At 69.0% G+C, this 25,444-nt stretch carries 27 protein-coding genes; 17 read left to right on the forward strand and 10 right to left on the reverse strand.

Annotation, left to right across the window (positions count from 1 at the left end):
- Nucleotides 1-71: 71 nt before the first annotated feature.
- The 5 genes from ACFRAQ_RS14635 (at nt 72) to ACFRAQ_RS14655 (ending at nt 3,932) form a co-directional block, all read left to right on the forward strand.
- Nucleotides 72-1,649 carry a sensor histidine kinase gene (locus tag ACFRAQ_RS14635; protein WP_379099178.1) on the forward strand — a complete coding sequence of 526 codons (1,578 nt, stop codon included), beginning with the start codon at nt 72-74 and terminating at the stop codon, nt 1,647-1,649.
- A complete protein-coding gene (locus tag ACFRAQ_RS14640; protein WP_357276764.1) occupies nt 1,646-2,080 on the forward strand; it encodes a roadblock/LC7 domain-containing protein in 435 nt (144 codons plus the stop codon). Before ACFRAQ_RS14635 ends, ACFRAQ_RS14640 begins: the two co-directional genes overlap by 4 nt.
- Nucleotides 2,077-2,424 (forward strand): DUF742 domain-containing protein, encoded by a 348-nt coding sequence (locus ACFRAQ_RS14645; protein ID WP_357082077.1) that lies wholly within the window; start codon nt 2,077-2,079, stop codon nt 2,422-2,424. Before ACFRAQ_RS14640 ends, ACFRAQ_RS14645 begins: the two co-directional genes overlap by 4 nt.
- Nucleotides 2,399-2,995, forward strand: coding sequence for an ATP/GTP-binding protein (locus tag ACFRAQ_RS14650; RefSeq protein WP_379099182.1), 597 nt, complete (start codon nt 2,399-2,401; stop codon nt 2,993-2,995). The genes ACFRAQ_RS14645 and ACFRAQ_RS14650 overlap by 26 nt, the downstream gene beginning before the upstream one ends.
- 145 nt (nt 2,996-3,140) lie before the next feature.
- Nucleotides 3,141-3,932 carry an alpha/beta fold hydrolase gene (locus ACFRAQ_RS14655; protein ID WP_379099185.1) on the forward strand — a complete coding sequence of 264 codons (792 nt, stop codon included), beginning with the start codon at nt 3,141-3,143 and terminating at the stop codon, nt 3,930-3,932.
- Here ACFRAQ_RS14655 and ACFRAQ_RS14660 read toward each other — a convergent pair whose 3' ends face one another.
- A complete protein-coding gene (locus ACFRAQ_RS14660) occupies nt 3,933-4,745 on the reverse strand; it encodes a helix-turn-helix domain-containing protein (protein ID WP_379099188.1) in 813 nt (270 codons plus the stop codon). It abuts the gene before it with no gap.
- 268 nt (nt 4,746-5,013) lie between these two features.
- On the opposite strand from ACFRAQ_RS14660, the gene ACFRAQ_RS14665 reads away from it, so the two are divergent.
- Genes ACFRAQ_RS14665 through ACFRAQ_RS14680 form a run of 4 tightly spaced genes read left to right on the forward strand, consistent with a single transcriptional unit; the run spans nt 5,014 to nt 9,888 of the window.
- The gene (locus tag ACFRAQ_RS14665) at nt 5,014-6,195 is read left to right on the forward strand and encodes a 2-deoxy-scyllo-inosose synthase (protein WP_379099191.1); all 1,182 of its coding nucleotides are present in this window, start codon (nt 5,014-5,016) and stop codon (nt 6,193-6,195) included.
- Nucleotides 6,196-6,202: 7 nt separating this feature from the next.
- Nucleotides 6,203-7,486, forward strand: a complete 1,284-nt coding sequence (locus ACFRAQ_RS14670) for a DegT/DnrJ/EryC1/StrS family aminotransferase (RefSeq protein ID WP_379099194.1) — start codon at nt 6,203-6,205, stop codon at nt 7,484-7,486.
- Nucleotides 7,483-8,688 (forward strand): GNAT family N-acetyltransferase, encoded by a 1,206-nt coding sequence (locus ACFRAQ_RS14675; protein WP_379099198.1) that lies wholly within the window; start codon nt 7,483-7,485, stop codon nt 8,686-8,688. The genes ACFRAQ_RS14670 and ACFRAQ_RS14675 overlap by 4 nt, the downstream gene beginning before the upstream one ends.
- A gap of 21 nt (nt 8,689-8,709) precedes the next feature.
- Nucleotides 8,710-9,888: a cytochrome P450 gene (locus ACFRAQ_RS14680; protein WP_379099201.1), complete on the forward strand. Its 1,179-nt coding sequence runs from the start codon at nt 8,710-8,712 to the stop codon at nt 9,886-9,888.
- On the opposite strand, the gene ACFRAQ_RS14685 is transcribed toward ACFRAQ_RS14680, so the two are convergent.
- The gene (locus tag ACFRAQ_RS14685; protein WP_379099203.1) at nt 9,863-10,855 is read right to left on the reverse strand and encodes a GlxA family transcriptional regulator; all 993 of its coding nucleotides are present in this window, start codon (nt 10,853-10,855) and stop codon (nt 9,863-9,865) included. The genes ACFRAQ_RS14680 and ACFRAQ_RS14685 overlap by 26 nt on opposite strands.
- Nucleotides 10,856-10,946: 91 nt before the next feature.
- Between ACFRAQ_RS14685 and ACFRAQ_RS14690 the strand changes: the two genes are divergently transcribed.
- Nucleotides 10,947-11,759 carry a dienelactone hydrolase family protein gene (locus ACFRAQ_RS14690; RefSeq protein ID WP_379099206.1) on the forward strand — a complete coding sequence of 271 codons (813 nt, stop codon included), beginning with the start codon at nt 10,947-10,949 and terminating at the stop codon, nt 11,757-11,759.
- Nucleotides 11,760-12,073: 314 nt separating this feature from the next.
- Complete coding sequence (locus tag ACFRAQ_RS14695; RefSeq protein ID WP_379099209.1) at nt 12,074-12,478, forward strand: GNAT family N-acetyltransferase; 405 nt, start codon at nt 12,074-12,076, stop codon at nt 12,476-12,478.
- A 145-nt stretch (nt 12,479-12,623) separates the two neighbouring features.
- Here the strand turns inward: ACFRAQ_RS14695 and ACFRAQ_RS14700 are convergent, their stop codons facing one another.
- Nucleotides 12,624-13,748: an FAD-dependent oxidoreductase gene (locus ACFRAQ_RS14700; protein WP_379099212.1), complete on the reverse strand. Its 1,125-nt coding sequence runs from the start codon at nt 13,746-13,748 to the stop codon at nt 12,624-12,626.
- A gap of 94 nt (nt 13,749-13,842) precedes the next feature.
- On the opposite strand from ACFRAQ_RS14700, the gene ACFRAQ_RS14705 reads away from it, so the two are divergent.
- Nucleotides 13,843-14,568 carry a TetR/AcrR family transcriptional regulator gene (locus tag ACFRAQ_RS14705; RefSeq protein WP_379099215.1) on the forward strand — a complete coding sequence of 242 codons (726 nt, stop codon included), beginning with the start codon at nt 13,843-13,845 and terminating at the stop codon, nt 14,566-14,568.
- A 200-nt stretch (nt 14,569-14,768) separates the two neighbouring features.
- On the opposite strand, the gene ACFRAQ_RS14710 is transcribed toward ACFRAQ_RS14705, so the two are convergent.
- The 3 genes from ACFRAQ_RS14710 to ACFRAQ_RS14720 form a co-directional block, all read right to left on the reverse strand.
- Nucleotides 14,769-15,428 (reverse strand): class I SAM-dependent methyltransferase, encoded by a 660-nt coding sequence (locus ACFRAQ_RS14710; RefSeq protein ID WP_379099218.1) that lies wholly within the window; start codon nt 15,426-15,428, stop codon nt 14,769-14,771.
- Nucleotides 15,429-15,454: 26 nt separating this feature from the next.
- On the reverse strand, nt 15,455-15,577 hold the full coding sequence (locus tag ACFRAQ_RS14715; protein ID WP_379099221.1) for a hypothetical protein: 123 nt from the start codon (nt 15,575-15,577) through the stop codon (nt 15,455-15,457).
- Nucleotides 15,578-15,657: 80 nt separating this feature from the next.
- Complete coding sequence (locus ACFRAQ_RS14720) at nt 15,658-16,383, reverse strand: SDR family NAD(P)-dependent oxidoreductase (RefSeq protein WP_379099225.1); 726 nt, start codon at nt 16,381-16,383, stop codon at nt 15,658-15,660.
- Between the two features lie 48 nt (nt 16,384-16,431).
- On the opposite strand from ACFRAQ_RS14720, the gene ACFRAQ_RS14725 reads away from it, so the two are divergent.
- Entirely contained in the window at nt 16,432-17,328 is an 897-nt protein-coding gene (locus ACFRAQ_RS14725) for a LysR family transcriptional regulator (RefSeq protein WP_379099228.1), read from the forward strand.
- Nucleotides 17,329-17,370: 42 nt separating this feature from the next.
- On the opposite strand, the gene ACFRAQ_RS14730 is transcribed toward ACFRAQ_RS14725, so the two are convergent.
- Together ACFRAQ_RS14730 and ACFRAQ_RS14735 are read right to left on the reverse strand one after the other, a co-directional pair.
- Nucleotides 17,371-17,811 carry a nuclear transport factor 2 family protein gene (locus ACFRAQ_RS14730; protein WP_379099231.1) on the reverse strand — a complete coding sequence of 147 codons (441 nt, stop codon included), beginning with the start codon at nt 17,809-17,811 and terminating at the stop codon, nt 17,371-17,373.
- Between the two features lie 18 nt (nt 17,812-17,829).
- Complete coding sequence (locus ACFRAQ_RS14735) at nt 17,830-18,699, reverse strand: TIGR03619 family F420-dependent LLM class oxidoreductase (protein ID WP_379100268.1); 870 nt, start codon at nt 18,697-18,699, stop codon at nt 17,830-17,832.
- Nucleotides 18,700-18,909: 210 nt separating this feature from the next.
- Here ACFRAQ_RS14735 and ACFRAQ_RS14740 point away from each other — a divergent pair, with 210 nt between their 5' ends.
- From ACFRAQ_RS14740 to ACFRAQ_RS14750, 3 genes are read left to right on the forward strand one after another with little or no spacing between them, the layout of a single operon-like run.
- Nucleotides 18,910-19,761 carry an SDR family oxidoreductase gene (locus tag ACFRAQ_RS14740; protein ID WP_379099234.1) on the forward strand — a complete coding sequence of 284 codons (852 nt, stop codon included), beginning with the start codon at nt 18,910-18,912 and terminating at the stop codon, nt 19,759-19,761.
- A gap of 12 nt (nt 19,762-19,773) precedes the next feature.
- Entirely contained in the window at nt 19,774-21,042 is a 1,269-nt protein-coding gene (locus ACFRAQ_RS14745; protein ID WP_379099237.1) for an MFS transporter, read from the forward strand.
- Nucleotides 21,043-21,094: 52 nt separating this feature from the next.
- Nucleotides 21,095-22,654 (forward strand): MFS transporter, encoded by a 1,560-nt coding sequence (locus tag ACFRAQ_RS14750; RefSeq protein WP_379099240.1) that lies wholly within the window; start codon nt 21,095-21,097, stop codon nt 22,652-22,654.
- A 69-nt stretch (nt 22,655-22,723) separates the two neighbouring features.
- Here the strand turns inward: ACFRAQ_RS14750 and ACFRAQ_RS14755 are convergent, their stop codons facing one another.
- Nucleotides 22,724-23,329: a GDSL-type esterase/lipase family protein gene (locus tag ACFRAQ_RS14755; RefSeq protein ID WP_379099243.1), complete on the reverse strand. Its 606-nt coding sequence runs from the start codon at nt 23,327-23,329 to the stop codon at nt 22,724-22,726.
- Nucleotides 23,329-24,546 (reverse strand): glycoside hydrolase family 1 protein, encoded by a 1,218-nt coding sequence (locus ACFRAQ_RS14760; RefSeq protein ID WP_379099246.1) that lies wholly within the window; start codon nt 24,544-24,546, stop codon nt 23,329-23,331. Before ACFRAQ_RS14760 ends, ACFRAQ_RS14755 begins: the two co-directional genes overlap by 1 nt.
- Before the next feature lie 148 nt (nt 24,547-24,694).
- Between ACFRAQ_RS14760 and ACFRAQ_RS14765 the strand changes: the two genes are divergently transcribed.
- Complete coding sequence (locus tag ACFRAQ_RS14765) at nt 24,695-25,432, forward strand: hypothetical protein (protein ID WP_379099249.1); 738 nt, start codon at nt 24,695-24,697, stop codon at nt 25,430-25,432.
- The last annotated feature ends 12 nt before the right edge of the window (nt 25,433-25,444 follow it).

Consider the following 25,444-nt stretch of genomic DNA (forward strand, 5'->3'; position numbering starts at 1 on the left):
TTCGGGGACACAGACGATTCTGCTATGGTGGCTCCGCCGATTTCAGGATCGGCCGGACGACAAGAGAATTGATGAATCAAGACAACGCCGTGCTGCTTTCCTGGGTCCTCGCCGCCGCTCTCGTGCTCGCGGTGGTAGGGGTGGTATTCCTGTGGCGCGCCCTGCGCGCCGAACGTGGGCGTGTCGCGGCCGTGCGCGAGGAGCAAGTGGACCGCGACGCCGCGGTCGAGGCCATGATCGCGAATCTGACCGAGAATGTCGTGCCCGCCATCGGTGCGGCGGTGCGCCGCTCGGACCCCGACAACCCGACCGTGAACCTGCCGGTCGTACTCGAACAGTCGCGCATCGCGGAACTGGTGTGGCAGTGGACCGCCCGCTGCGGCGAAGAACTGCAGAAGGTCGCCACCGAGACCGCCGAGCGGGTCGCGCGCGAACGCGCCAACGAGACCCAGCTCGCCCTCGCCGAGGCCGAATCCACCCGCGAGACCGCGATCGCCCAGGTCGAGGAGATGGCGCAGCTGGCCATCGCCCAGGCCGAGGAGGCCGCCCGCGTCTCGGTCGCGCAATCGAACGAGAACGCCCGCGCCGCGGTCGCCGACGCCGCCGACAGCGCTCGTGCGCAGGTGGAAGGCGCGGCCCGCGACGCCACCTCCGCGGCCGTGCGCGCGTTCGGCGCGTCCGTGGTGAGCCTGGGCGCCGACGTCAGCCAGGTGGTGAGCGCCGCGCTGCGTCGCCACCGCAATGACGAGACGTTCGAGACGCTCACCCGCATCGACCATTCCGTGCAGCAGATGATCCGTCAGGCGCAGTCCTACGTGATCGTCTGTGGTGGTCTGCCCGGCCGCCGCTGGCCGCAGCAGTCCCTCACCGACGTGGTGGGCGGTGCCACCGGCCGCGTGCGCGACTACACCCGGGTGCGTTCGGGCGAACTGGACCGCCCGGTGGTGAGCCGGGTGGTCGAGCCGCTGGTGCACACCATCGCGACGCTGCTGGACAACGCGCTGCGCTACTCGCCGCCGACCTCGTTCGTGGACATCGGTTTCCAGGAGGGCCACCACGGCGTCACCGTCATCGTCGATGACGCCGGCGTCCGGATGAACCCCGAACAGCTCGAGGAGACCCGCCGCGTGCTGGCCGGCGACCAGGTCGTCGACATCCACGCGCTGGGTCCGACGCCGCGCGTCGGCTTCCCCGGTGTGGCCGCGCTGGCGCGCCGCTACGGGTTCTCGGTCTACATCGACGGCCCGAACATGTACGGCGGTATGCGTGCCATGGTGTTCATCCCCGAAACCCTGCTGGCCGCACCGGCCGCCGCGCAGCTGACCGCCCCGGCCGTGGTGCCGGCTCCCGCCCCGGTGCCGATGACCGTGGCGGCTCCCGCCCCGGCGCCCGCGCCCACCCGGCTGCCCTCACCCGATCCCGAACCTACCGTGGTGGCCATGGATTCGGTCGCACCCCAGGAACTGACCTCCGGCGGCCTGCCTCGACGGCGCCGCCGCTCCGCGACGGTGGCCCTGGCGGCCACCGCCGGCCCGGACACCGCGGACGCCACCGCCTCCGCGCGTCCCGATATCGCCGCTGCCTGGCACAGCGGCTCCCAGCGCGGCCGTGCGGCCGCGTACGAGCACTCCGAAGGGATGACATCGTGACCGGTACGCCCGCGACGGCAGTGAGTGATACCAACCGGCTGGCCTGGCTGCTCGAGGATCTCGAGGCCCCCGGTGTCCGGTTCGCCGTGCTGCTGTCCGAGGACGGCCTGCGCATCGCCCATACCGGCGGCGTCAGCATCGACGATGCCGAGCGGTTCGCCGCCGCGGCGTCGGGTCTGCGGGCCCTGGGCAAGGCGCTCGCCGAGTTCTGCGGCGGTTCGCCCGGGAACTCGGTGCGGCAGAACATGACCGAATACGCCGACGGGATGATCTTCATCACCGCCGCCGGAGCCGGTGCGCTGCTCGGCGTCTCGACCACCCAGGACGTGGACGTCAGCCTGGTCGCGCACCGGATGAACGAGCTGGCCGGGCGGGTCGGGCGTGAGCTCGGCAGTACGTCGCGGACCAGAGTGGATCTGCCGCGGTCATGAGCCGGCCCCGGCGCGATCCCGACCTGGTCCGGGCCTACGTGCGCACCGGTGGCCGATCGCGTCCGAGTCGGGCGCTGGATCTGGTCAGTCTGGTTGTCGCGGTATCCGATCCGCCACCCGGTGCGTCCCCGGACGCTCGCCGCATCCTGCAGATCGCTCGGCGCGGGGTGCTGACCCCCGCCGAGCTGGCGGCCTACCTGGATCTGCCGCCGTCGGTGGTGAAGATCCTGGTAGCCGATCTGCTCGACAGTGGCCATCTGGCCCACCCTGCCCCGGTGGAAGCGCTGCCGGGACAAGCCCTCTTGGAGGAGGTACTCCATGGACTCCGCGCTCTCTCCGCATGAGCGCGTCGTCGACTATGTGCCGGAGACCGTCACCCGCACCGTGAAGTTGCTGGTGGCGGGGAACTTCGGCGTCGGGAAGACCACGTTCGTAGGCAGTGTGTCCGAGATCCGGCCGCTGCGCACCGAGGAGACGATCACCGAGGCCAGCGTCGGTGTCGACGATATGGCCGGGTTGCCGGGCAAGACCACCACCACGGTGGCCATGGACTTCGGCCGCATCACCCTCAATCCCCGCCTGGCCCTGTATCTCTTCGGCACGCCCGGCCAGCGCCGGTTCGTGCCCATCTGGGAGGACCTGGCCGTCGGCGCGCTCGGCGCGCTGGTGCTGGTGGACACCCGCCGCCTGGACAAGGCCGACGAGGCGCTGTCGATCCTGGAGGAGCGCGGCGTGCCGTACGCGGTGGCCGTCAACGACTTCGACGGAGCGCCCCGCCACGCGCTCGAGGAGATCCGGGAGGCTCTCGACCTGGATCCGGACACCCCGCTGCTGCGGCTGGACGCCCGCGACCGCAACCCCTGCCTGCAGGCGCTGATCACTCTGGTCGAGTATCTGCTGGAGCCTCGCGTCTAGCCGTATTTTCTACGGGCAGAACATCATTCGTGGTGGGAGGCCTGGCGGAGCGGGCGGCGTGACGGATCTCGCAAGGACGGTCACCCGGTGTGGAATCTGCTGTACGGTGAGCGATTCCTGCAGGGTGAACTGAAGGAGTTTCGGAATGCCGTTTGCGAGCAGAGGATCGGTGAAGATCCACTACACCGATACCGGCGGGCCGGGTCCGGCGGTGGTGCTCGGGCACGGGCTGTTCATGGATCAGGCGATGTTCGCACCCCAGATCGAGGCGCTCGCGCCCGACTACCGGATCATCGCCATCGATTCGCGCGGGCACGGCGAGACCGAGGACGACGACACCCCGTTCAGCTATTGGGATCTCGCCCGCGACGCCTGGGCGGTGGTGGACGAACTGGGCCTGGACCGGGTCGTGGTGGGCGGGGTCGGGCACGGCGGGTTCACGGCGCTGCGGATGGCGCTGCTGGCGCAGCCGCGGGTCGACGGGCTGATCGTGGTCGGTTGCAGCGGCACCGCCATGACCGCGCAACGCCGCGCCGGGTACCAGGAGGTGCTCGCGCAGTGGACGAGCGGCGCCACCCCGGGGCCGACCATCAGGATGGTGGGCTCACTCATGGTCGGCGGCACGGTCGAGGAGCAGCAGCCCTGGCGCGACAAATGGGGCGCTGCCGACCGCGAACGCATCCGGCTGGCCGGGGAGTGCCTGGTCAACCGGGACACCGTGCTCGAGCTGCTCGGCGAGGTCCGGTGTCCGGCGCTGGTGCTGCGCGGGCTGGCCGATCAGGCGATCAGCGCCGAGCAGGTCGAGGAACTGGCCGCGGCTCTGGGCAATCCGGTGCCGGTGCACACCATCGCCGGGGCCGCCATGACCCCCTCACTCACCCATCCCGGGGAGGTCAACGCGCTGTTGCGTGGATTCCTCGCGGGCGTGCCCCGCTGATCACGGCTCGAGCAGTCCGATGAACAACTGGTGCGCCGGACCGGGGGCGGTCGCGCGATAGCGCTGCACCCGCACGTCGAACACGGTGGCGGTGCGGGGGTTTCGCAATGTGAAGGTGGGGTCCTGGCGGCCGATGTGCACATGCCCCTCGTTCCACAGCCGCCGGAAGTCGTGCTGCTGACCCAGTTCCCGCAGCAGACCGTCGAGTTCGCCGCTTCCCGGAACCCCGGCGGCGTAGGCGCGGAAGCGCCCGACCATCAACCGCGCCTCGCGCTCCCACTCCTCGAGCACGATGCGCGCCCGCGGATCGGTGAACATCCAGCGCAGCACGTGCCCCCGGCACGACAGTCCCGGCAGCACCTCGTCGAAGGCGCTGTTGCAGGCCACCACATTCCAGGCATCGTCGATCGCGGCGGCCAGATGCGGCAGCAGGGCGTCGAGCGTGGTGCGCACCGCGGAGGCCGCCGCGTCACCGTGACGCAACGCCCGCGCCGACGACGCCGCCGGACGCTGCTGGGCCAGGTGGTACAGGTGCACGCGTTCGGCCGTGTCCAGCTCGAGCACCACGGCGAGCGAATCCAGGATGGCCGGACCGGGATTGAGCGCCTCACCCTGCTCGATCTTGGCGATGTAGCCCAGACTGGCGTGAGTGGCCTCGGCCAGCTGTTTACGGGTCAGCCCCGCCGGATAGCGCGTACTGGCCCGCGCCCGGCGTTCGCGCACGAACTCCGCCAGCGTGGGCGCGCGCAGCACCTCGACGGTCGGCAGCCCGAATTCGTTGTCGGCCAACGGCATCCCTTCGCACACGGTCATCTGCCCCCAGCCTAGGGGGCCGCACCGGCCGGGGCCGCACGGAATGACGACCCGGGGTGGCCGCAGGCGGCGGTACCACCGGCGGTGGTGGCGGCGCAACACCGTGTTTCGCACAGTGGTACTCGCGAATTCGCCTGCACCTGACTGGGGAATCCCAGCGGTTGCCAAGTGGGGAGCGCGCATTCGATATTTGCCGTGCGAGGGTCGGCAATGGCGCCGGCAAGGGAGTCGATGGGGGATCGGCCAATAGCAAGGAGCGGCACCGGAAATGGCCAATACTTCATTGTCGCGCGACGAATCGGGTCTGCGGTCGCGCACGATAGTGATCGGCGAACAATCGTTTCCCTACTATTTCGGCCGCGACTGCGTAGCCGAGATCGGTGCGGCGATCACCGCCCTGGGACCCGACAAACTCGTGATCGTCACCGACGACGACGTCCGCGCCCGCTACCGTCACCACCTCGACACCCTGGCCGGATCCATTCCCGCGCTGATCCTCTCGCATCCCTCCGGCGAATCCATGAAAACGCTGACCTGCCTGTCGAGCCATCTCGAGACCGCCTTGCGGGCGGGCGTCACGCGGCGTTCGGTCGTGGTGTCCTTCGGCGGCGGGGTGCCCGGGAATCTGGCCGGGCTGATGGCGAACCTGCTGTTCCGGGGTGTGCGGCTGGTGCACGTGCCGACCACCACGATCGCGGCCATGGATTCGGTGCTGTCGCTCAAGCAGGCGATCAACTCCGGGGTCGGGAAGAATCATCTGGGCACCTATTACGCGCCCGAAGCGATATTCACCGACGTCGAACTGTTCACCACCCTGCCGGAGCGTGAATTGCGTTCGGGGTTGTGTGAAATGGCGAAGAATTGTCTCGCGATCCAGCCGTCGGCGCTGGACGGCTTGCGGCGGGTCATCGCGGCGGGCGAATTGAGCAGCCCGCATTCGCTGCTGTGGTTGCTGGACGCGAGCATCGCCGCGAAATCCGCGGTCACCCGGTCGGACACCTTCGAGCGCCGCGCCGGCCTGGTCCTCGAATACGGGCACACCACCGGGCACGCCATCGAGATCTGCGATCACCGGGTGCGCGGGGTCGCGGGACTTCCGCACGGCGCGGCGATTGCGCTGGGAATGCTGGTGGCCGCGCATATCTCGCACGCACGGGGGTGGCTGTCCGATGACGACGTGAGCGTCCACTACGAGATCGTCACCGGGCTGGGCGTGGAGCCGGCGCTGCCCGCGTCGGTGAGCGTCGACGATGTGCTCGCGGTGATCGCGGACGACAACAAGAAGGGGTACCTGCCGCCGCGGCCGGACACGGTGCCGTTCGTGCTGCTGCGGTCGCTGGGGCGTCCGGCGAATACGGGGGACCTTCCGCTGGTGCCGGTGGAGGTGTCGGAGATCCGGGCCGCGCTCGATGTCGTCGCGCGGGCGTCCGCCCCGGTCGTGGTCGGGTAGGCGCGCCATGCTCGCACTGCACGGGGGTGCGTCGGTCCGCGGGGGACGGGCCTGGCCGCGCTGGCCGCAATACGACAATCGGACCGCGGCGGAACTGCTGGCCGCGCTGCACTCCTCGCGCTGGTCGGTGACCTGGTACAGCCCGCGCGGCGGCAAGTCGCGCGAGCGGTTGTTCGGCGAGGCGTTCGCCCGCTACAACGACGCGGCCTACGGGGTCAGCGTGGACCACGGGTCCAGTGCGCTGGTGATCGCGTTGGAGGCGCTCGGGATCGGGCCCGGGGACGAGGTGGTGGTGCCCGCCATGACCTGGGTCGCTCCGGCGACGGCGGTGCTGCGGGTGGGCGCGGTGCCGGTACTCGCCGATGTCGATCCCGATACCGGCTGCCTGACCGGTGATGAACTGCGCGCGGTCGTCTCGCCGCGCACGCGGGCGGCCATCGTGGTGCATCTGGCTTGCACCGCGGCCGAACTCGACGACATCGTCGCGGTCACCGGTGACGAGGGGCTCGCGCTGATCGAAGACTGCTCGCAAGCGCACGGCACTCGGTGGGCCGGTCGCGCGGTCGGGACCTTCGGCGCGATCGGGGTGTTCAGCCTCGGTGCGGCCAAATCGCTGGCCGCGGGGGAGGCCGGGGCCGCGATCACCGACCGCCGCGACCTGTACGAGCGAATGCTCATGCTGCGCGCGGACTCTCGCGCGTACACACGACATGCGCCCGCTCCCGGGGAGTTCGAGCTCGTCGAACAGGCCACCGTCATGGGCGCGAACTACTGCATGTCCGAACTCACCGCGGGGCTCCTGCTCGACCAGTTGCCGCGCCTCGACGACCAGCACGCGCTGCGTGAGGCCAGGGCGAAGGATCTGGAAGCCGGACTGCCCGACATTCCCGGTTTGGAACGCATCCCCGTCCCCGCGGCGGTGGACCGGCGCGCGGTCTACGAATACGGAATCCGGCTGCAACCCGGTGCTTTCGGTCTCGCAACCGTCGATCAGGTGGCGGCGGCGCTCACGGCCGAACTCGGAACCAAGGTCTACCCGCCCCGCGATCCACTGCACCGCAGCGCCCTGCTGCGCCCGCAGACCAAGCCTCGCTTCGCGCGGCGCTGGGCCGAGGCCGTCGGACGCGCCACCGGGCGCGACTTCACCGGCGCCGACCACTACCGCGATCACACCCTGCTCATGCATCACAGCGTGCTGCTGGGCGAGCGCGCCGACATCGACGACATCCTCACCGCGCTGGACAAGGTGCGCGCCCACGCCGCCGCCCTCGACCCGAAAGGCCTCGCATGACCTCGGAACTCATGGCCGACTGGCAGAGCCGCACCATCGACGGGATCCGCACCCGCCGCGCCGTCGAATCCGATTGGGAGGCGTTGCGCGGGCGCTACGATCGCGCGTTCGGGGGTGTGAAGACCCACGATTTCGAGGCGTGGAAACGGCAGTTCCGGCTCGAGGACATCGCGGTCGTGGAGGACGTCACCGAGGCCGGGGAACCGCGCATCGTGGGGACCGCGGCCATCATTCGCACCACGGTGACCGCGCCGGGCGGGGCCCAGCTGACCGTCGCGGCCTGCGCGCAGGGGATGGTCGCCACCACCCATCAGAAGCGCGGAATCTACGCCAAGGTGCAGGCCGAGCTGATGGCCATCGCCATGGAGACCGAAGCCGACGTGTTCGCCGCCATGCCCGGGCCCGGCGGCAGTTACGCCTATGTCGGTGTCACCACCCACACCCGGCATCTGCGGATCGACCGCGCGCGGGCGAAACTCCGAGCGGCCGAACCGGATTCGGGTCGAGTGCGGGAGTCTTCGTACGCCGAGTCGATGGGGGAGCTGCGTCGGCTCTACGCCCGCTGGCAGCAGGGCACGCCCGGGGCGCTGGATCGCGCGGAGTCCTGGTGGCCCAGTGCGTTGCATCCGCGGGCGTTCGTCTTGACGCACGCCGACGGCTACGTCGTCTACGAACTCGCCGGAGACGCCGTGCATGTGCGCGACTTCTGCGCGCTCACCGTGCCCGCCCACCGCGAGCTGCTGCGCTGTCTGCTCGGCCAGGGCGAATACGCCCGGATCCTCCTCGACACCGCCATCGACGACCCCACCCCGCTGCTGCTCGAGGATGCCCGCGCCGCTGCGGTGACCGGCGTCGATGCCGGGCTGTCGACGTGGATCCTCAACCTGCCCAAGGCCATCGGAGCCCGAGAGTTCCGGGCCGACTTCCACGGCGTCATCGAGGTGGCCGATCCGTGGGGGTTGAGCGCCGGAACCTACCGGCTCGACATCACCGGCGGCCACGGCGTCTGGACGCCCGCCGAAGGGGCGGCCGCCGACGTCCGCATCGGGCCGCTCGAACTCACGACCGCCTACTTCGGCACGCACTCGATCAGCGAGTTCGAGAGCGCGGGCCGCGTGGGCTCACTCACCGCCGGTGCCGCCGACGCGCTCGACCGCGCCTTCGCCACGACGCGGAAACCCTTCAACACCACACCTTTCTGAACGCACCCGAGGACACCACCGATGACAACCACCCCCGCCGAACCCCTGCCCGCCGACGGCACCGCGCGCGACACGACCCCGTCGGTCTGCCCGGTCACCGGCGTCGTCGGCTCCGGCATCACCCGCACCACCACCCCCACCGGCGACTCCGCCTGGCTGGCCACCGGCTACGACCTGGTCCGTGACCTGTTCACCGACCCTCGCCTGGGCCGCTCGCACCGCACCCCGGAAACCGCGCCCCGCCTGGGGGAGTCGGCCTTCTCCGGCGGCCCGATCGGCAACTTCGACACCGAACTCGACGACCATGCCCGCATGCGCACCCTGCTGCAACCGCACTTCTCACCCAAACGCATGCGTGAACTGCGCCCGCGCGTGGAACAACTCACCACCGAACTGCTCGACGCCATGGAGGATCAGGGTCCGCCCGCCGATCTGCAAGCCGCCCTGGCGCTCCCGCTGCCACTGCTGGTGATCTGCGAACTGCTCGGCGTCCCTTACGAGGACCGCAACCGCTTCCGCGACTGGGTCGACGCCGTCGGCAATGTCGCCGACCGCGCCAAGGTCGAACAGGGCGTCGCCGAACTGTTCGCCTACTGCCTGCACCTGGTCGGCCGCAAACGCCGCGACCCCGGCGACGACGTGGTCTCGCGCCTGTGCGCCGTCGACGGCGTCACCGACGACGAAATCGCCACGCACGCCATGGTTCTCCTGTTCGCGGGCCACGAAACCTCCGCCGTCCAGATCGGCGTCGGCATCCGCATGCTGCTCGAGAACCCCGCCCAGTTCCAGCTCCTGCACGAGCGTCCCGACCTGGTCGCCTCCGCCGCCGAGGAACTCCTGCGGGCCTGCAACGCCAGCAGCCTGCCGCGCTACGCCCGCCACGCCCTGACCGTCGGCGACACCGACATCGCCCCGGGCGACCTGGTCCTGCTCGGCGTGGCCTCCGCCAACCACGACCGCACCACCTTCACCCACCCGGACCGGGTCGACATCACCCGCCAGGAATCGGCGCACTTCATGTTCGGCTACGGCCCCCGCTACTGCCTCGGCGCTCCGCTGGCCCGGCTCGAGCTCCAAATAGCGTTCTCGCAGTTGGTGACTCGCTTCCCGACCCTGGCCTTCGCGGTGGACCCGGCGACTCTCACCGAACGTGACGACATCTTCACCGGCGGACTCACGGCGTTGCCGGTGCGCTGGTAGCCGAGCGCTTGAAGGCGGTTCTGTACTCGCCGGGCGCGCACCCGGTGTGCCGTCGGAAGAGTTTGGCGAAGGTCGCGGCGTCGCGATATCCGACGAGGTGACTGATCCTCGCCACCGAATGGTCGGTTTCCTCCAAGAGCAGGCTCGCCCGCCGCACCCTGGCCCGCTGGAGGTATTCCAGAGGCGTCTGCTGCGTTTCGCCGGTGAAGCGGCGCAGCAACGTCCTCGGGCTGACCCCGATGACCGCGGCCAGGGCATCCAGGTCGTAGCGCTGGTCGAGGTTTCGATCCAGATACCGCCTCACCTCTCGCGACAGCTGACCACCGCGGCGGGCCGGAACGAGTGCCGGGTCGACATACGGAGTTTGCCGAGTCCGAGTGTCATCGAGCAGCGTCAGTCTCGCGGTCGTCCGCGCCACCCGATCTCCATGGTGTTCACGTACCAGCGTCAGCGCCAGGTCGTGCATCGCACTGAACGCGGCGGTGGTGATCACCTCCGCCTCGGCGACCACCACCGTGCGCTCGGCCACGACACTGACATCCGGGTACGTCTGCGCCAGATCATGCGCGTACAGCCACGAGGTAGTCGCCTCGCGACCACCGAGCAACCCGGCCTCGGCCAGCAGAAACGCCCCGACACAGATCGAAACCACCTTCGTGCCCTGCGCACGAAACCTCTGAATCGCGGCGATCTCCGGCCCCAACCGAGACCGCACACCCACAAACGCCGCGCCGGAACCCGTCTCGAACCCCGGCACGATCAACACATCCACCTCGCGCAGAGCCGACACCGCGACCCGCAGCCCACCCGCCGCCACCACCTGCCGTCGCGGCGACATCACCACGATCTCCGGCGCCTGCCCCGCCGGCGCGACCTGCGCCGCGATCGTCAGCAGATCCGGCACCGCGTACACCTGCGACGCGAAGCACCCGTCATACGCCAGCACCCCCACCCGCAATCGCGTCACACCACACCTCCCGAGCCGATGGCCAGATCACCCTCGTACATGGCGATCCAGCCTATGTGACAGCCCGCGTCCACGCCCTACCTTCCTCGTCATGGACCACGACGACCCCCTCGACGACTTCACCCCACGAGCTGTCACCGTCGACGACATCACCAAGATCGTCTACGTCTCCGGATCCGGCCCCGCTGTCATCCTCATGCCGGAAATGCCCGGCATCAGCCCCGATGTCGCCCGCTTCGCCCGCTGGATCCGAGACGCCGGCTTCACCGTTCACATGCCCTCCCTCTTCGGCGTGGACGGCGCCTACCCCACTGTCGAACTGGGCAAGCGCGTCTACAACCACATCTGCGTGAGCGCCGAATTCCGAGTCCTCGCCGGAACCGGCACCAGCCCCGTCGTCAGCTGGCTCCGCGGCCTGGCCCGCCGAGCCCACCAGGACTGCGGCGGCCCCGGCGTAGGCGCCATCGGCCTCTGCCTGACCGGAAACTTCGCCCTGACAATGACTCTCGACCCCGCCGTCATCGCCCCCGTGATCAACCACCCCTCCCTGCCCTTCGACGACCCGGGCGCCCTCGAACTCTCCCCAGCGGACGCCTCCGCGATCGCCGCCCGCTTCGAACGCGAAGACCTCCGAGCCCTCGGCTACCGCTTCGAGGGTGACAAATGGTGCACCGCAGCCCGATTCACCGCCTACCGGTCCCTCCTGGGCGACCGCTTCGACGCCCGAGTCCTCCCCGCCGCCCAAGCAAACCCGACCCCGCCCCCCTTCTTCGCCCAGACAGTCCAAACCCCTCACAGCGTCGTCACCGCCCACCTCGTGGACAAACCGGGCCACCCCACCCTCGAAGCCCGAGACGAAATCCTCGCCTTCCTGACCGCCCGCCTGACCGCCCCTCCGCAGTAGCCCGCGATAGCTTTCGTTCGGCATCAGAGCAGCCCGCCGTCATTCTGGCGTGCGGGCCGATGCCCTGTACGCTCACCGTGATCGGCGAAAGCCATGGGGGAAACGATTGTTCGGGGGAAATCCATGGTCTCGACTCTGTCCGGCAAGATCGTCGAACTGACCGAGCTGACGCTGGATGACGTGGCCGCTCTGTCGGCCGCGGCCGCCGAGAACCGCGACTCCTACACGCACGCTCACGTCCCGGCCGACGTCGAGGCCATGCGCCGTTGGGTCGATCAAGCTCTGGCGGCGCGCGCCGCCTCCCGTCAGCTGCCTTGGGTCATCCGTCGCGCTCACACCGGGGAATCATCGGCACCACCAGTTTCCACCTCGAACACTGGCCCTGGCCCGGCCGCACCACCACCCCACCCACCCCCGACGCGGTAGAAATCGGCTCCACCTGGCTGGCCCATTCCGCCCAGCGCACCGGAGTCAACCGCGAAGCCAAACTCCTCCTCCTGGACTACGCCTTCACCGACTGGCAAGTCCACCGAGTCCGCTTCCGCACCGACGTCCGCAACACCCGCTCCCGCCGGGCAATCGAATCCCTCGGCGCAACCCTCGACGGCATTCTCCGAGCCGACTTCTCCGACCCCGACGCCACCGTCCGAGACTCCGCCTACTACTCCATCCTCGCCACCGAATGGCCCGCCCTCCGCGCTTCGCTGGTCACCGCATGATGGCCGCCGCCTGAATTCACCATTCCGAAGTGAGCGCTTGCCTCAGTTCCGATGAGATGTGACCGGTTCCTGGCCGCGATGGGCCGCCGTTCGACCGGTCACGCTCTGGGGCGGCAGGATCCGCAGCGGCGGAAGGTGAACGTCCTCAGGGCAGTGTGGCTTCGGGGGCGAAGGCGGGCAGCTTCTCGAGGCTGCTGCGCACGGCTTCGGTGCCGTACTCGAACATCTGTCGCTCGTAGTCGTCGACCGCGCTGAGCAGATCCCGACGGCCTTCGTTGGCCTCGATCAGGCAGCGGCGCAATAGGTCCGCGTCGCGTAGCGCGGTGTTCGCACCGTTGCCGCCGGTCGGGGAGGTGGCGTGGATCGCGTCGCCGAGCAGCGTGACCGGGCCGGAGGCCCAGCGCCCACCGGGCTCGACCACCCGGATGGACAGCAGCGTGCTGTTGTCGGGGTCGGCCTGCTCGATCAGCGCGCGCAGCTGCGGGTGCCAGCCTTCCATCCTGGACAGCACGGCTTCCTGGGCGGTCAGGTCCTCCAGCGAGCCGTTCGGCGGCAGGATCATGGCCCAACGCACGTAGTCGCCGATATCGGGCAGTGTGACTTCGGGAGCCAGTTGCTCGGCGGCCTGCTTCGGCGGGGTACGGAAGCGCATTGCGCCGAGCAGCAGGCTGACGCCGCCGCCCGTGATCTTCGAGCCGTATGCCTTGGACAGACCGGCGAATTCGTCGGTCAGCGGGGTGCGGCCGATGACGAACCGGACACCCGTGTCGGTCGGGGTGGTCTGCGGCGACAACAACCCGCGGACCGCGGACGTGACGCCGTCCGCGCCGACGAGCAGGTCGGCGGTCGCCGGGTCGCGGCGGGCGAACTGGGCTCGGACCCCGCCATCGGCCAGCACGTCGTAGCCGGTCAGCACGGCATCGGTGTGCACGGAGAGCCCGGTCAGCAACAGGTGTCGCAGCACCTGCCGATCGACGACGATGCCGGTCCGGCCCGCGCCGAGCCTGCCGATCTCGTTCAGCCGCGGGTCCAGGATCAGCTGTTCGGCGGAGGCGTCCATGCCGATCTCGTCGAGCAGGGGGTGCCAGCGCGTCGGCAGGCAGCCGCGCACCGCGTGGAAACCGGTGGGATTCAACACGAGCCGGTAGCCCTGGAACCGCGCGACGATGCCCGGGTCGCGCTCGAACACGTCGACCTCGATCCCGGCATCACGCAGACCCTGCGCGAGAGCCAGACCTCCCAGACCGGCTCCGACGACGGAAACTCGCATCACGCACCTCCTGAACAGCGAACGAACTTAGTTCGCTATGACGATCTAAGTTCTACGCAACGAACTTAGTTCGTGTCAAGCTATAGTTGCTGGTATGCCCGCTGATCCCCGCCAACGCCGCGCAGCCCGCCACGCCCAGCCCGCAGCCGAGGCGGCCGTGTCGGCGCCACGCAAGAAGCCCATCACCGTCGAACGGATCACCGACGCCGCCCTGGAGGTCGTCGCCACCGAGGGGTATGACGCGCTGACCATCCGCCGGGTCGCCGCCGCGCTCGGCACCGGTCCGTCGTCGCTCTACGCGCACATCGTCAACAAGGACGACATCGATGATCTGCTGATCGGCAGGCTCTACGCCGAAGTCATTCTTCCCGAACCGAATTCGGACGCCTGGCGTGAACAGTTGCTCGGGGTGTACACGCAGATCCGCGACCTGTACCTGAAATACCCCGGAGTCTCGCGGGCCGCCCTGGCCATGGTGCCGACCAACCTGGAAACGCTGCGGGTCGGCGAGGGAATCCTGGCGATCCTGCTCGCGGGCGGCATCGAACCGAGGGCCGCCGGATGGGCCCGGGACGCGATGTCGCTCTACGTCAGCGCCTACGCACTGGAAAAGTCACTGGTCCAGCAACGGCGCAAGCACCAGGATCAGGACTGGGTGCTCGGCCACGAGGAGTTGCTGGACCGCTTCACCGCACTGCCCGCCGAGAAATTCCCGCTGACTCGCCGCCATGCCTCCGAGTTGATCTCCGGCGGCGGACACGAGCGCTTCGAGTTCACCCTCCGCCTGCTCATGAACGATCTGCAACCCGCAGCCGGGTGATCCTCGGCGCACAACGGCCACATGCTGCCGAGACAATCACCGATCCACAGAATGAGGAGGGCGTCCCCTGAAGCCGGGGCGGGCAGGACGAGACGCCCTCCCAAGCCGACTTGGCGTGGGCGCGACCACCGTGCCGAACACAATTCGTGATCAGGTGATCGCCGCGTGGTGCGGGTTCGTCGGTGCGTGAGTGCTGGCTTCTACTCGGTCTTGCGGCGCGCGAGGATGATCCCGCCGAGCGGACTCTCGGCCGAGGTCAGAGTCTTCTCGGTCTCGACGACGAAGCCCGCGTCCTCGAGCCACGTGCGGATTCGGCCGTGTCGGCGGCGATGGACATGGAGATGCATGGGGTGTCCGCCGTAGCCGTGGGTCTTCACATTCGACTCGTCTCCGACGTGGAAGCCGAGTAGCAGTGGCCCGTCCGGGCGAAGCACTCGCCGGAATTGGCCGGCGACGCAACCGAGCTCGTCATCGGGGATGTGGATCAGCGAATACCATGCGACCAGGCCGGCTATCGAGGCGTCCGGGAGGGCGAGGTTGGTCATGGAGCCGACGTCGAACCGGAGATCGGGGTGATCACGGCGGGCCACTTCGATCATCCCGGGCGAGAGGTCGATTCCGAATGCGTCGACACCCAGTTGACGCAGGTGGGCGGTGATCCGCCCCGCCCCGCAGCCCACATCCGCGACCAGGCCGCCGCCATGGACGCGCACTCGTTCGGCGAACGACGCCAAAGCTGAACGTTCTTCGGGTGTTTCGTCCAAGAGGTGACGGGTGAGGTCCGCATATGTAGTCGCGACGGTGTCGTACGACCTCTGCGTCGCTTCGAGCCAGCCGTCAGCGTTCAGTCCCGTTCCCACAGTCGAACAGTATCCCGAGCACCCGATCAGGACCGGCCGTCAGCTCGTTCGACCCGCACGAGGAGCTGCTCGTCTCCGGGCGCAGGGCGGACGACCTCGTCGACCCGCAACACCTCGATGCCGCCGGACTCGTCGCACTGACTGCCCATGTCATGGCCTCGCTTCTCCTCCGGCGCGCGAGGCGTCGCTGATCACTCGAGCGGGATGTGGTGGGGCGCCGGTGTTCCCGTCACCAGGGCACGGCTCCGGCGTCGTCGATGAATTCGCCGCTCGGGCCGTCGTCGGGCAGGGTGGCGAGGTGAATCGCGATGGCCGCGCCCTGCTGTGGTGTGCGGTCGCCGCTGAAGCCGTTGAGGTCGGTGGCGGTGAAACCGGGGCAGCCGCAGTTGATCAGGATGCCGGTGCCGCTCAGTTCCTTGGCGTATTGGATGGTGACGGCGTTGAGGAAGGACTTCGACGCCAAGTACGCGGTGGGAACCGGGCCCATATCGATGCTCGGTGTGGTTTGCAGACTCAGCGAACCGACGCTGCTGGACATGTTCACAATTCGCGGCGAGGCCGAGGCCCGCAGCATCGGCAGCATCGCGTTGGTCACCCGGACGACCCCGATCACGTTGGTTTCCACGACGATTCGCACGGTCGCGGGATCGACCGTGGTCGGTGTCTGCGGCATACCGCCGGTGATCGCGGCGTTGTTGACCAGGACGTCGAGGCCTCCGGCTTCCTCGGCGATCAACTCGGCCGCGGCGGCCACACTCGCGTCGTCGGTCACATCGAGCGGTACGGCGAACGCATCGGTCCCGGCCGCGCGCAGCTTCTCCACCGCGGTCTCGCGGCGTTGCCGGTCTCGCGCGCCCACACCGATTCGCCAGCCGAGGGCGCCCAGGCCCGCGGCGATCTCGTATCCGATTCCTTTGTTCGCGCCGGTCACCAGCGCAATCGTTCGTTCACTCACACCGCCGATCCTGCTGCCGACTCGGGTGAGGCGTCCAAGACCGATTGGGTGGGCGACGATACCGCACGGGTATTCGTCCTGGTGAGCGCCGGATACGATGACGTGGTGGAGACGCGGGAGTTGCGATATTTCGTCGCCGTCGCCGAGGAGTTGCACTTCGGTCGGGCGGCGCAACGGCTCGCGATGGCGCAACCACCGCTGTCGCGGGCGATCCAGCAGCTCGAACGGCGGCTCGGAGTCGTTCTGCTGCATCGCGCTTCGCGCGTGATCACGTTGACCGAGGCCGGGGCTGTCCTGCTGCGGGAGGCCCGGCTCGCCCTCGAAGCGGTCGAAGCCGCCGAGCGCCGCACCCGGCGCGCCGTTGCCGACCGGCCCGGTCTGGTGCTGGCCACCAAGGCGGGAGCGTCCAGAGAACTGCTGTCGAAGCTGCTGGACGCCTACGCCGTCGAACCCGGCGCTGTCGCCGTCGAGGTGATGCTGTGCGGGCCCGGTGAACCGGAAAGACTGCTACGCAACGGGAGTGCCGACGTTGCCCTGCTCCACCGGCCCTACGACACGACAGCCGGACTCGACACCGAAGACCTGCACACCGAACAGCAGGTCGTGGTCCTGCCCGCGGGGCATCCCCTCGCCAACCGCCCCCACCTGTCGATGGCCGAGGTCGAGACCCTGACGGACCTGCCCCTACCGCGGTGGCCTCGACCGGATGGGAGTTATCCGGACGGCCCCGGCCCGCAGGTTCGCGACCAGACCCAGTTGACCCAACTGATCACGCTCGGACGGGCCTGCGCGCTCATGCCCGAGTCGCTGCGAGCCCAACTCCGCGACGATCACGCCATCGTGCCGGTGCCGGACGCACCGGCCGTCACGACCGTCATCGCCTGGCCACCACACAGCAGATCCCGAGCCGTCGCCGACCTGGTCCGCACGGCGATACGCCTCTAGCCGATGCCATCGGCGAATGCCGCGTGCTCACGCGGCATTCGCTCAGCGCCAGCGGTTCTCGAGCAGTTGCCAGGTATCGCTGACCGATTCCATGGCTTCGTAGCTGCGGGTGTAGCCGGTCTTGCTGATCCGCCAGACTCCGTCGTCGCAGCGGCGATATTCGTCGGAGTAGAAGGCGGCGCCGGAGAGGATCTGGCGCTGTTCGGTGAAGATGACCTGGTCGGTGAGATACCAAGTGCCCGTGGCGGTATCGCCGTCGATGTCGATTTCGGGGTGGTGGCAGTTGTGGACGGTGATGATCGCGGGGGTCAGGCTGTTGCGCATGTGACCGACCAGAGCGTCGCGGTCCGAGAATGAGAGGCGGTGACCGTATTCGGCGGTGACATCGGGGGTGAGGGTGTCGGCGAATTCGTCCCAGTTCTTCAGGTCCAATGCCCGGAGATAGCGGTACTTCAGCCGGCGAATCGACTCGATCGTATCCATGATCTTCTCCTCGGGATTTCAGAGCGCCGCGATGACCGCGGCGGCGTACTTTTCGATCTGCTCGATCCGCTGATCGAGGGTGCGTTCGTCGGGGCCGCTCTCGTGAACCCCGCGGAAGCCCACCACCACATCGGTGACCCCCGAATCCGCCAGACGTCGCACCCCGTCGACGGTGAATGCCTCCCGAGACGCCGCAAAGGTCCGGAACTCCTTCTCCGGAGCCAATTCTCGCCGCAGTTCACCCAGTCGCCCGAGTATCCTGTCGAGCTCCTCGCTGCTCCCACCCGCGCTCATCCAGCCGTCGCCCCGCACCACCGACCGCCGCAACGCCGCCTCGCTGTGCCCACCGATCAGAATCGGCAACGGCCGCGCGGGAACCGGATTCATCTCGATCTCGGGAATGTCATAGAACTCCCCGCGGAACTGGAACGCCCCGCCCGCGCACAGGCCGCGAACGATATCGATGCACTCGTCGAGCCGCTTGCCCCGCTTCTCGAAGTCCACGCCCATCATCGTGAAGTCCTGCGGCCAGGGACTGATCCCGACGCCCAGTGACAACCGGCCTCCACTCAGCGCCGCGACCGATGCCGCCTGCTTGGCGACCAGCACAGGCGGCCGCACCGGCAACTTCAACACGAATGGAGTCACCTCCAGCCTGCTGGTAGCCGCGGTCACCGCGGCGGCCAACACCAGCGGCTCGATAAACGGCTTCCCCCGCAGAAACTCCCGCGTCCCATCCTCGGTATACGGATACCGCGCGTCGGATTCCGCCGGATAGGCAAGGCTGTCCGCCAAACAGATGCCGGTGAACCCGGCCTCCTCGAGCGATCGCGCCAGCGGGAGCCAATGGGCAGGGTCGCCCGCAGCCTCAGCGAAGTGGAATCGCACGACGGCCATACCTCCTGGATGACATGTGACAGGTGCCACCACCATCGCGTGCCGCCCGAGCTTCCTCACCGCGCAGTCTCGATCTCCGGGAAGGCGACCCTGCCGATGGCGCCCCTCGACGTGAGCGGGGTAACAGGTTAGTCTGACCGACTTATGAGTCAGTCGGCCTGTCTCGCCAATGCGGACGGGCCTGTTCGAGGAAGGACACCCATGTCTGAACCAGACCCTTTCACCGGCCGTACCGCCGTCGTCACCGGCGCGGCAGGAGGGATCGGCGCGGCCCTCGCGGCCGAGCTCGGCGCGCGGGGGATGTCGCTCGTGCTGGCGGATATCGATGAGATCGGGGTGCGCCGGACCGCCGCGGAGCTGTGCGCGCGGGGAGTTCGCGCGCTCGGTTACGGCGTCGACGTATCGGACCCGGGATCGGTGGCGGAGCTGGCGGCGGTCAGCTACGAGGAGTTCGGATCGGTCGAATTGCTGTGCAACAACGCGGGAGTGCTGTTGTTCGGGGAGGTGGCCGACTCGACGATCGGGGACTGGCGGTGGCTGTCGTCGGTGAACGTCGAAGGCATGCTGAACTGCCTGCACGCCTTCCTGCCCCGGATGCGGCAGACCAGCGGATGGCGGCACGTGATGAACACGGCCTCCACGCACGCCTTCCTGCCCGACACCGCCACCAGCGCGCTCTACAGCGCCACCAAGCACGCGGTCGTCGGCATCACCCTCGGCTTGCGTTCCGAGCTGGCCGACGACGGGATCGGCGTCACCCTGCTGTGCCCGGGGCAGGCGGCGACCCGCATTCTCGACGCACAGCGCAACCGGCCGGACGGATTCGGCCGGCGGGCGCGGGAACCGTTCGGCACCGGCGTGATTCCGCTGGCCATCGAACCGAGCGACGTGGCGCGCCTCGCCGTCGAGGGGATCCTGCGCAGTGATCCGCTGGTCTTCGCACTCCCCGAATTCAGCCGCGAGACCTTCCGCGGGCAGGTCGAGGAGATGTGGCGGCTGGCCGACGACGCGCTCGCCGATCGGGCCGAAACGCCCTGCCCTGTGGGCGATTAGGACGAGCACCTGATGGATGACCAGCTCACCCCAGCCGCCACGATGACCACCCCCGATCACACCGCCACACCCGACCGCGCGGTGAAACGACTGCTGGCCTCCGTACCGTTCGCCAGCGCCACCTCGGGATTGGGGTTCGCGGTATCGGGATACTTTCTCGCACTTCAGGTCCAGGCCGTGGACGCCGATGCCAAGGTGGCCAATCTCGCCCTGGTGCAGGCGGCCGGGGCGGTGGCCGCCATGGTCGCCCAGCCGCTGATCGGCGTGCTGTCCGACCGCACCCGCACCCGGGCGGGCGCCCGCCCACCATGGATTCTGCTCGGCGCGCTGATCGGTTCGGTCGGGCTGATCACCGCGGGACAGGCGACCACCATCGCGCTGCTCATGGTGGCGGCCATGACGATTCAATTCGGATTCAACGCCCTGGCCGGTCCATTGTCGGCGATCCTGCCCGACCGGATTCCGATTCCGCTGCGCGGCCGATATTCGACGCTGTCGGGCTTGGGTTCGATCGCGTCGGCCATCCTCGGACCCGTGGTCGCCTCCTTGTTCGCCGACCGAATTCCGCTGGGATATCTCAGCGCGACCGGTGTGATCATGGTGATCGTCGTGGCATTTCTCGTCGTGAATCCCGAACCCGATAATCGTGGCCTCCCGCGACCGGGATTCTCGGTGCGGGACTTCTTCACCGCCCTGTGGGTGGATCCGCGCGAGCATCCCGATTTCGGCTGGGCCTTCCTCGGGCGGCTGTTCATCTTCGGCGGCTACTTCATGGTCCTGACCTATCAGCTCTATCTGGCGCAGGGCTATATCGGGCTCAGTACCTCCGAGGCCGCCAAGGTGGTCCCGCTGATCGGCGTGGTGGGCCTGCCCGGATTCCTGGTGGCCATCACGGTGGCCGGGCCCTACTCCGATCGCATCGGCCGCCGCAAACCCCTGGTGCTCGCCGGCGGACTGATCGTCGCGGCGTCGACGCTGATCCCGTTGGCAGCCCCGAGTGTGGCGGGGTTGTTCGCCTCCGGCGCGGTCACCACCATCGGCTTCGGCATCTTCACCGCGGTCGATATCGCGCTGGTCTCCGAAGTCCTGCCCGCCAAGGACGATTTCGCCAAGGACCTGGGCATTCTCAATATCGCCACCACGCTGCCCAGTGTGCTGGCCCCGGCGATCGCCGCGGGCATCGTGCACTTCAGCGGCAGCTACGGCGCGGTGTATCCGACCGCCGCCGTGGTCTCCGCCCTCGGCGCGCTCGCCGTGCTCCCGATCAAGAGCGTCCGCTGAGACGCCGGGCAGCGATCGACCCTCTCCACCGCAACTCCCGAACGGATCCGCCATGGCTTCCCACGCCTCCTTCGACGCCACAAAACCCGCCGCCGACGCCACCGAACCCGCCGCGCAGGTCGAACCGCCGGGCCCGCCGCGACCGGGCTGGACCTGGAGGTCGGCTTGCTCGCTGGCCGCCCTGGTCGCCGTTGTCGAGACGCTCGCGCTCAGCTATCCGCTGGCTCCGATGACCGAGCCCGCCATCGCGTCGCACTTCCGCACCACCGCCTCCGGGTGGGTCATGATGGCGTTCCTGATCGTCGGTGCGGCCACCGCGCCACTGGCCGGCAAGCTGGCCGATCTGTACGGCAAGCGGCGAATTCTGTTGAGCTGCCTCGCCTTATCCGCGGCGGGCGCGCTCCTCTCGGCGCTCGCGCCGAATATCGGCACGCTGCTGGCCGGGCGCTGCCTGTCGGGATTGCTGGTGCCATGCCTGTTCCTGAGCTACTCGCTGGCCCGGGATGTCTTCCCTGGCCGGACCGTCGCACTCGCGGTGTCGATGGTCGCCTCGGCGGTGGGGCTGGCCGCCATACCCGCGCCGTACCTGACCGAACGGCTGCTCGAGGACCACGGCTACCGCACCGTCTTCGGGTTCCTCTGCCTCGCCACGGCCGGTTCGGCGGTGGCGGTGGCGCTCACCACCCGGGAATCGCCTGTGCGGCTACCGGTTCGGGTGGGCGTGCGAGGCGCTGTCCTGGTGGGTGGCGGCCTGGCGGCCGTGCTCATCGGGGTATCGCAGGGGCCGGCGTGGGGTTGGGCCGCGCCGGCCACCCTCGCCTGGCTGGGCAGCGGCGTCGGCCTGCTCGTGATCTGGCGCGTGACCGCGGCCAGGACCGGGGACGCGTTGCTGGATCTCCGGCTGTGGCGCGGCCGTGCCGTGCTGTGCACCGCCGTCGCGGCCGGATGCGTCTATGCCGCGACGGGTTTGTACAGCATCGTGCTCCCGATGCTGATCCGGACACCCGACATGCTGAAACTGGGCTACGGATTCGGAGTCAGCCCGACGGGCGTCGCGCGGTACCTCGCGCCGATCGGGCTGGCGAGTGTGGTCGGCGGCATCGCGGTCGGTGTGCTCGTGGGCCGGGGGCTGCTGCGCCCAGGGTGGCTGCTGGCGCTCGGAATGCTGTCGACCGCGCTGGGTTCGGCGCTCACCGCGTACGCCCACGGCAGCGAGCAACTCGTCCTGCTGTTCGCCGGTCTGGTCGGACTCGGCGCCGGGCTCGCCTACGCCGCCACGCCGAACCTGCTCATGGCGGCCGTTCCGCCGGGGGTGCAGGCGTCCACGGCCGCACTGGTGAGCGTGTCGCAGACCGTGATTCCGGCGATCGCGCCGATCATCGCCTTCTCGATCATGAACGGCTCCCACATCGCCGAGTTGCCTCCCTTCATCACCCGGATGCTCAACGGTGCGATCGTCTACACCGAGCGGGGCTTGGAGATCGGGTTCCTCATCGCCGCCGCCATCGCCGTCGCGGGGCTGGTGTTCGCGCTGCTGCTGCCGCGAACCATCGTGCCGGTGCGCATCGAGGCGGTGCCGCCCGATCGCGCGGCCACGCCGCCAACCGAGTGAGCATGCACCCATGAAGGCGCTGGCCGGAACGGAATTCCGTTCCGGCCAGCGCCATTCGCGGGTATCGCCTCAGTGGTCGATGGACAGCGCGGCGACGTGCGGCCGCAGCACCTCGACCCAGGCGGCATATCCAGCGCCCGACAGATGCAATCCGTCGCGGGTGAATTCGGGCCGCAGCGCACCGTTGGAGTCGGCGAGAGCGGGCCACAGATCGATGTACCAGGCATCGGCTTCGGCGGCGATCTGCCAAGCGGCGGAATTCAATTCGCGAATCCGCTCCGCGAACTTCGCCCGCCGCGGCATGACACTCTGCACGTGCAGCGGCGTGTGCGGAGCCCGCTCACGAATCTCTTCGACGAGCCGGCGAAGGTTCTCGCCGACCTGCCCGGGCGTCTGCCCCAGCCCGAGGTCGTTGGTACCGATGAGCAGGAAGATCGCCTCGGGCGCGTCGATCGCGGTGTCCAGCCGGGCCCGCAGGTCATCGACGGTATTGCCACCGATCCCGCGGTTGACCGGCCGCACCTGCGGGAACCACTCGTCCCAGAGGCCGCCCTCGGTGATGCTGTCGCCGAAGAACACCACCCGCCCGGTCGGTGCGGGCAACTGCTCGAACTGGGAGGCCCGCATGGCGATGGAGGTCCGCAGCATGTACCGGCGGCCCGCTCGATAGATCATCAGCACGGCTGCGCCTCCCGGTGTTCGGCGGTCGGCAGGGCATTGGCGCGGGCGATCGAGCCCAGCCACGCCAGGCTGGGTTTGGGGGAGCGGGCGAAGGTCGCGCGGTCCACCCCGATCAGCCCGAAAGTGGGCCGCCAATGGCCCCATTCATAGTTGTCCAGAGCCGACCAGTGCAGGTAACCCCGCACATCGATACCCTCGGCCACCGCCCGACCGAGGTGCTCGAGCGCCTCGCCGGTGTAGGCGATCCGGCGGGTGTCGTCGCCGGTGGCAATGCCGTTCTCGGTCACCAGGATCGGCGTGCCACCGGTGACCTGCCAGGCGTGGCGGATGGCGAGGCCGAGCGCATCGGGACGATAGGCCCAGCCGGTGAGGGTGTTGCCGGGATCCTCGGCGTGGGCGATAGGGCCATCCGGTCCGACCAACCGGCTGGTGTAGGCCTGCGTGCCGACGAAGTCGTCGTCGCGCGCGGCCTCCAGGTACGGGTCCTCCCACAGTCGATTCGCCTCGGCCAGTTGGTCATCGCAGCCGGGGGCCGCCACGAAGGCCTGCTGGGCGACGCTCCACCCGACCGCGGCGTCGGTCCCGGATTTCACGATCTCGGTGGCGATGTGATGCGCCTCGATCAGGATGCGCGCGGCCTCCGGATCCGGGTCCGGCAGCGCGCCGGAGGTGAAGGCGCGCACGGCCTCCGCGTCCGGGACCGCCCGTTGCGCTCCCGCCATGGTGGCGACCATGTTCGGTTCGTTGATGGTGCACACCCAGCGCACGTCGCCCAGGATCGGAACCACGCTGGTCACGAACCGCGCGAAGTATCCCACCGCGTGCGGGTTGGTCCAGCCGCCCAGTTCGGCGAACCAGCGCGGACCGGTGAAATGGTGCAGCGTGAGCACCGGCGTCAGACCGGATTCCAGCGCGGTGTCGATCATGCGCCGGTAGTGCGCGAGGGCCGCCCGCGAGACCCGGCCGGGTTCGGGCTCGATGCGCGCCCACTCGACACCGAAGCGGTAGGCGTTCAAACCCGCGTCCGCGAGCAGCGCCATGTCCTCGGGATAGCGGTGGTAGCTGTCGACCCCGTCGCCGCTGCGCTCGGGAACGACCGGATGTTCGCCGTTCTCCAGCGCCCACCAATCGCTGGCGATGTTGTTTCCCTCGATTTGATGCGGAGATGTGGCCGCGCCCCACAGGAATTCGGCGGGCAGCGTCGGGTTCATTCGGCCGCCACCTCATAGCGTCGATGCATTGGGTGATTCCTTTCCGCACGAAGTGCGCCGGTGTTTTTGTTCCCCGAATCTATAGCAGACTGACTATTCAGTCGGTAGGCTCTGCCGCGGTAACGCACCACCGACAACCGAGGTATCGATGAAGAATCGTCGCGCGAATCTGATCGCGGCGTGCGCCGTCGCCGGCCTGGCCGCCACCGCTGCCACCGCGAACGCCGCTCCCGAACAAACCGCTTCACCCGTTGGCTATCACGCCACGCTCGAGCAGGGAACCGTCGTGGTCAGCCTCGACCACGGCACCTTCGCGCCGGCCGCCGGGGACGCGGTCGGCATCCGCGATGAGGCGGGCGCCGTACTGGACTCGCTCCCGCTGATCTACACCATTGACGGCCAACGCCTCTCGATCCGGGAACAGCTGTCCGGCGACGGCCGCACGCTGCGCCTGACACCCGATGTGGCGGCCCTGGACCACGCGGCGCTGCGCCCCATCGCCGCGCCGCTGACCTCCGTCGCCTCGCCGCTGGAGAACCAGCTGGCCATGAACGACATGATCAACTCCGTCAGCATCGGCACCTCGGTGGGCAGCCTGATCGGCACCGCCGTCGGCGCGGTGATCGGCATCGGCGTCGGGTTCACGCTGGCGGGCGCGTCCTGCCTGGTGCTGAGCCTGGGCTGTGTCATCGCGGTGATGCCCATCGTGACCATGGTGGGCGGGGTCGGCGGTCTGGCCGGTCTGGTCATCGGCGGCGGTCCCGCGGCCGCCTATGCGGTCTATCAGTACGTGACCGCGCTCAACGCGGCTCCGGGGCAGAGCATCTACGCCAAGGACCTGCAGGGCCGCCCCGGCGTTCCGGCCGTGCCCGCCGAGGCCAACTGAGCCGGAAAGGTC

Origin of the sequence: Nocardia sp. NPDC056611 (assembly GCF_042792755.1) — a bacterium.
Classification (GTDB): Bacteria; Actinomycetota; Actinomycetes; order Mycobacteriales; family Mycobacteriaceae; genus Nocardia.

Coding starts and splice junctions, on each gene's coding strand:
- ACFRAQ_RS14740 (WP_379099234.1), top strand. CDS start 18,910: ATGTCTGAACCAGACCCTTTCACCGGCCGTACCGCCGTCGTCACCGGC.
- ACFRAQ_RS14645 (WP_357082077.1), top strand. CDS start 2,077: ATGAGCCGGCCCCGGCGCGATCCCGACCTGGTCCGGGCCTACGTGCGC.
- ACFRAQ_RS14665 (WP_379099191.1), top strand. CDS start 5,014: ATGGCCAATACTTCATTGTCGCGCGACGAATCGGGTCTGCGGTCGCGC.
- ACFRAQ_RS14690 (WP_379099206.1), top strand. CDS start 10,947: ATGGACCACGACGACCCCCTCGACGACTTCACCCCACGAGCTGTCACC.
- ACFRAQ_RS14675 (WP_379099198.1), top strand. CDS start 7,483: ATGACCTCGGAACTCATGGCCGACTGGCAGAGCCGCACCATCGACGGG.
- ACFRAQ_RS14760 (WP_379099246.1), bottom strand. CDS start 24,546: ATGAACCCGACGCTGCCCGCCGAATTCCTGTGGGGCGCGGCCACATCT.
- ACFRAQ_RS14730 (WP_379099231.1), bottom strand. CDS start 17,811: ATGGATACGATCGAGTCGATTCGCCGGCTGAAGTACCGCTATCTCCGG.
- ACFRAQ_RS14660 (WP_379099188.1), bottom strand. CDS start 4,745: ATGACCGTGTGCGAAGGGATGCCGTTGGCCGACAACGAATTCGGGCTG.
- ACFRAQ_RS14655 (WP_379099185.1), top strand. CDS start 3,141: ATGCCGTTTGCGAGCAGAGGATCGGTGAAGATCCACTACACCGATACC.
- ACFRAQ_RS14755 (WP_379099243.1), bottom strand. CDS start 23,329: ATGATCTATCGAGCGGGCCGCCGGTACATGCTGCGGACCTCCATCGCC.
- ACFRAQ_RS14650 (WP_379099182.1), top strand. CDS start 2,399: ATGGACTCCGCGCTCTCTCCGCATGAGCGCGTCGTCGACTATGTGCCG.
- ACFRAQ_RS14700 (WP_379099212.1), bottom strand. CDS start 13,748: ATGCGAGTTTCCGTCGTCGGAGCCGGTCTGGGAGGTCTGGCTCTCGCG.
- ACFRAQ_RS14670 (WP_379099194.1), top strand. CDS start 6,203: ATGCTCGCACTGCACGGGGGTGCGTCGGTCCGCGGGGGACGGGCCTGG.
- ACFRAQ_RS14745 (WP_379099237.1), top strand. CDS start 19,774: ATGGATGACCAGCTCACCCCAGCCGCCACGATGACCACCCCCGATCAC.
- ACFRAQ_RS14705 (WP_379099215.1), top strand. CDS start 13,843: ATGCCCGCTGATCCCCGCCAACGCCGCGCAGCCCGCCACGCCCAGCCC.
- ACFRAQ_RS14680 (WP_379099201.1), top strand. CDS start 8,710: ATGACAACCACCCCCGCCGAACCCCTGCCCGCCGACGGCACCGCGCGC.
- ACFRAQ_RS14715 (WP_379099221.1), bottom strand. CDS start 15,577: ATGGGCAGTCAGTGCGACGAGTCCGGCGGCATCGAGGTGTTGCGGGTC.
- ACFRAQ_RS14750 (WP_379099240.1), top strand. CDS start 21,095: ATGGCTTCCCACGCCTCCTTCGACGCCACAAAACCCGCCGCCGACGCC.
- ACFRAQ_RS14635 (WP_379099178.1), top strand. CDS start 72: ATGAATCAAGACAACGCCGTGCTGCTTTCCTGGGTCCTCGCCGCCGCT.
- ACFRAQ_RS14765 (WP_379099249.1), top strand. CDS start 24,695: ATGAAGAATCGTCGCGCGAATCTGATCGCGGCGTGCGCCGTCGCCGGC.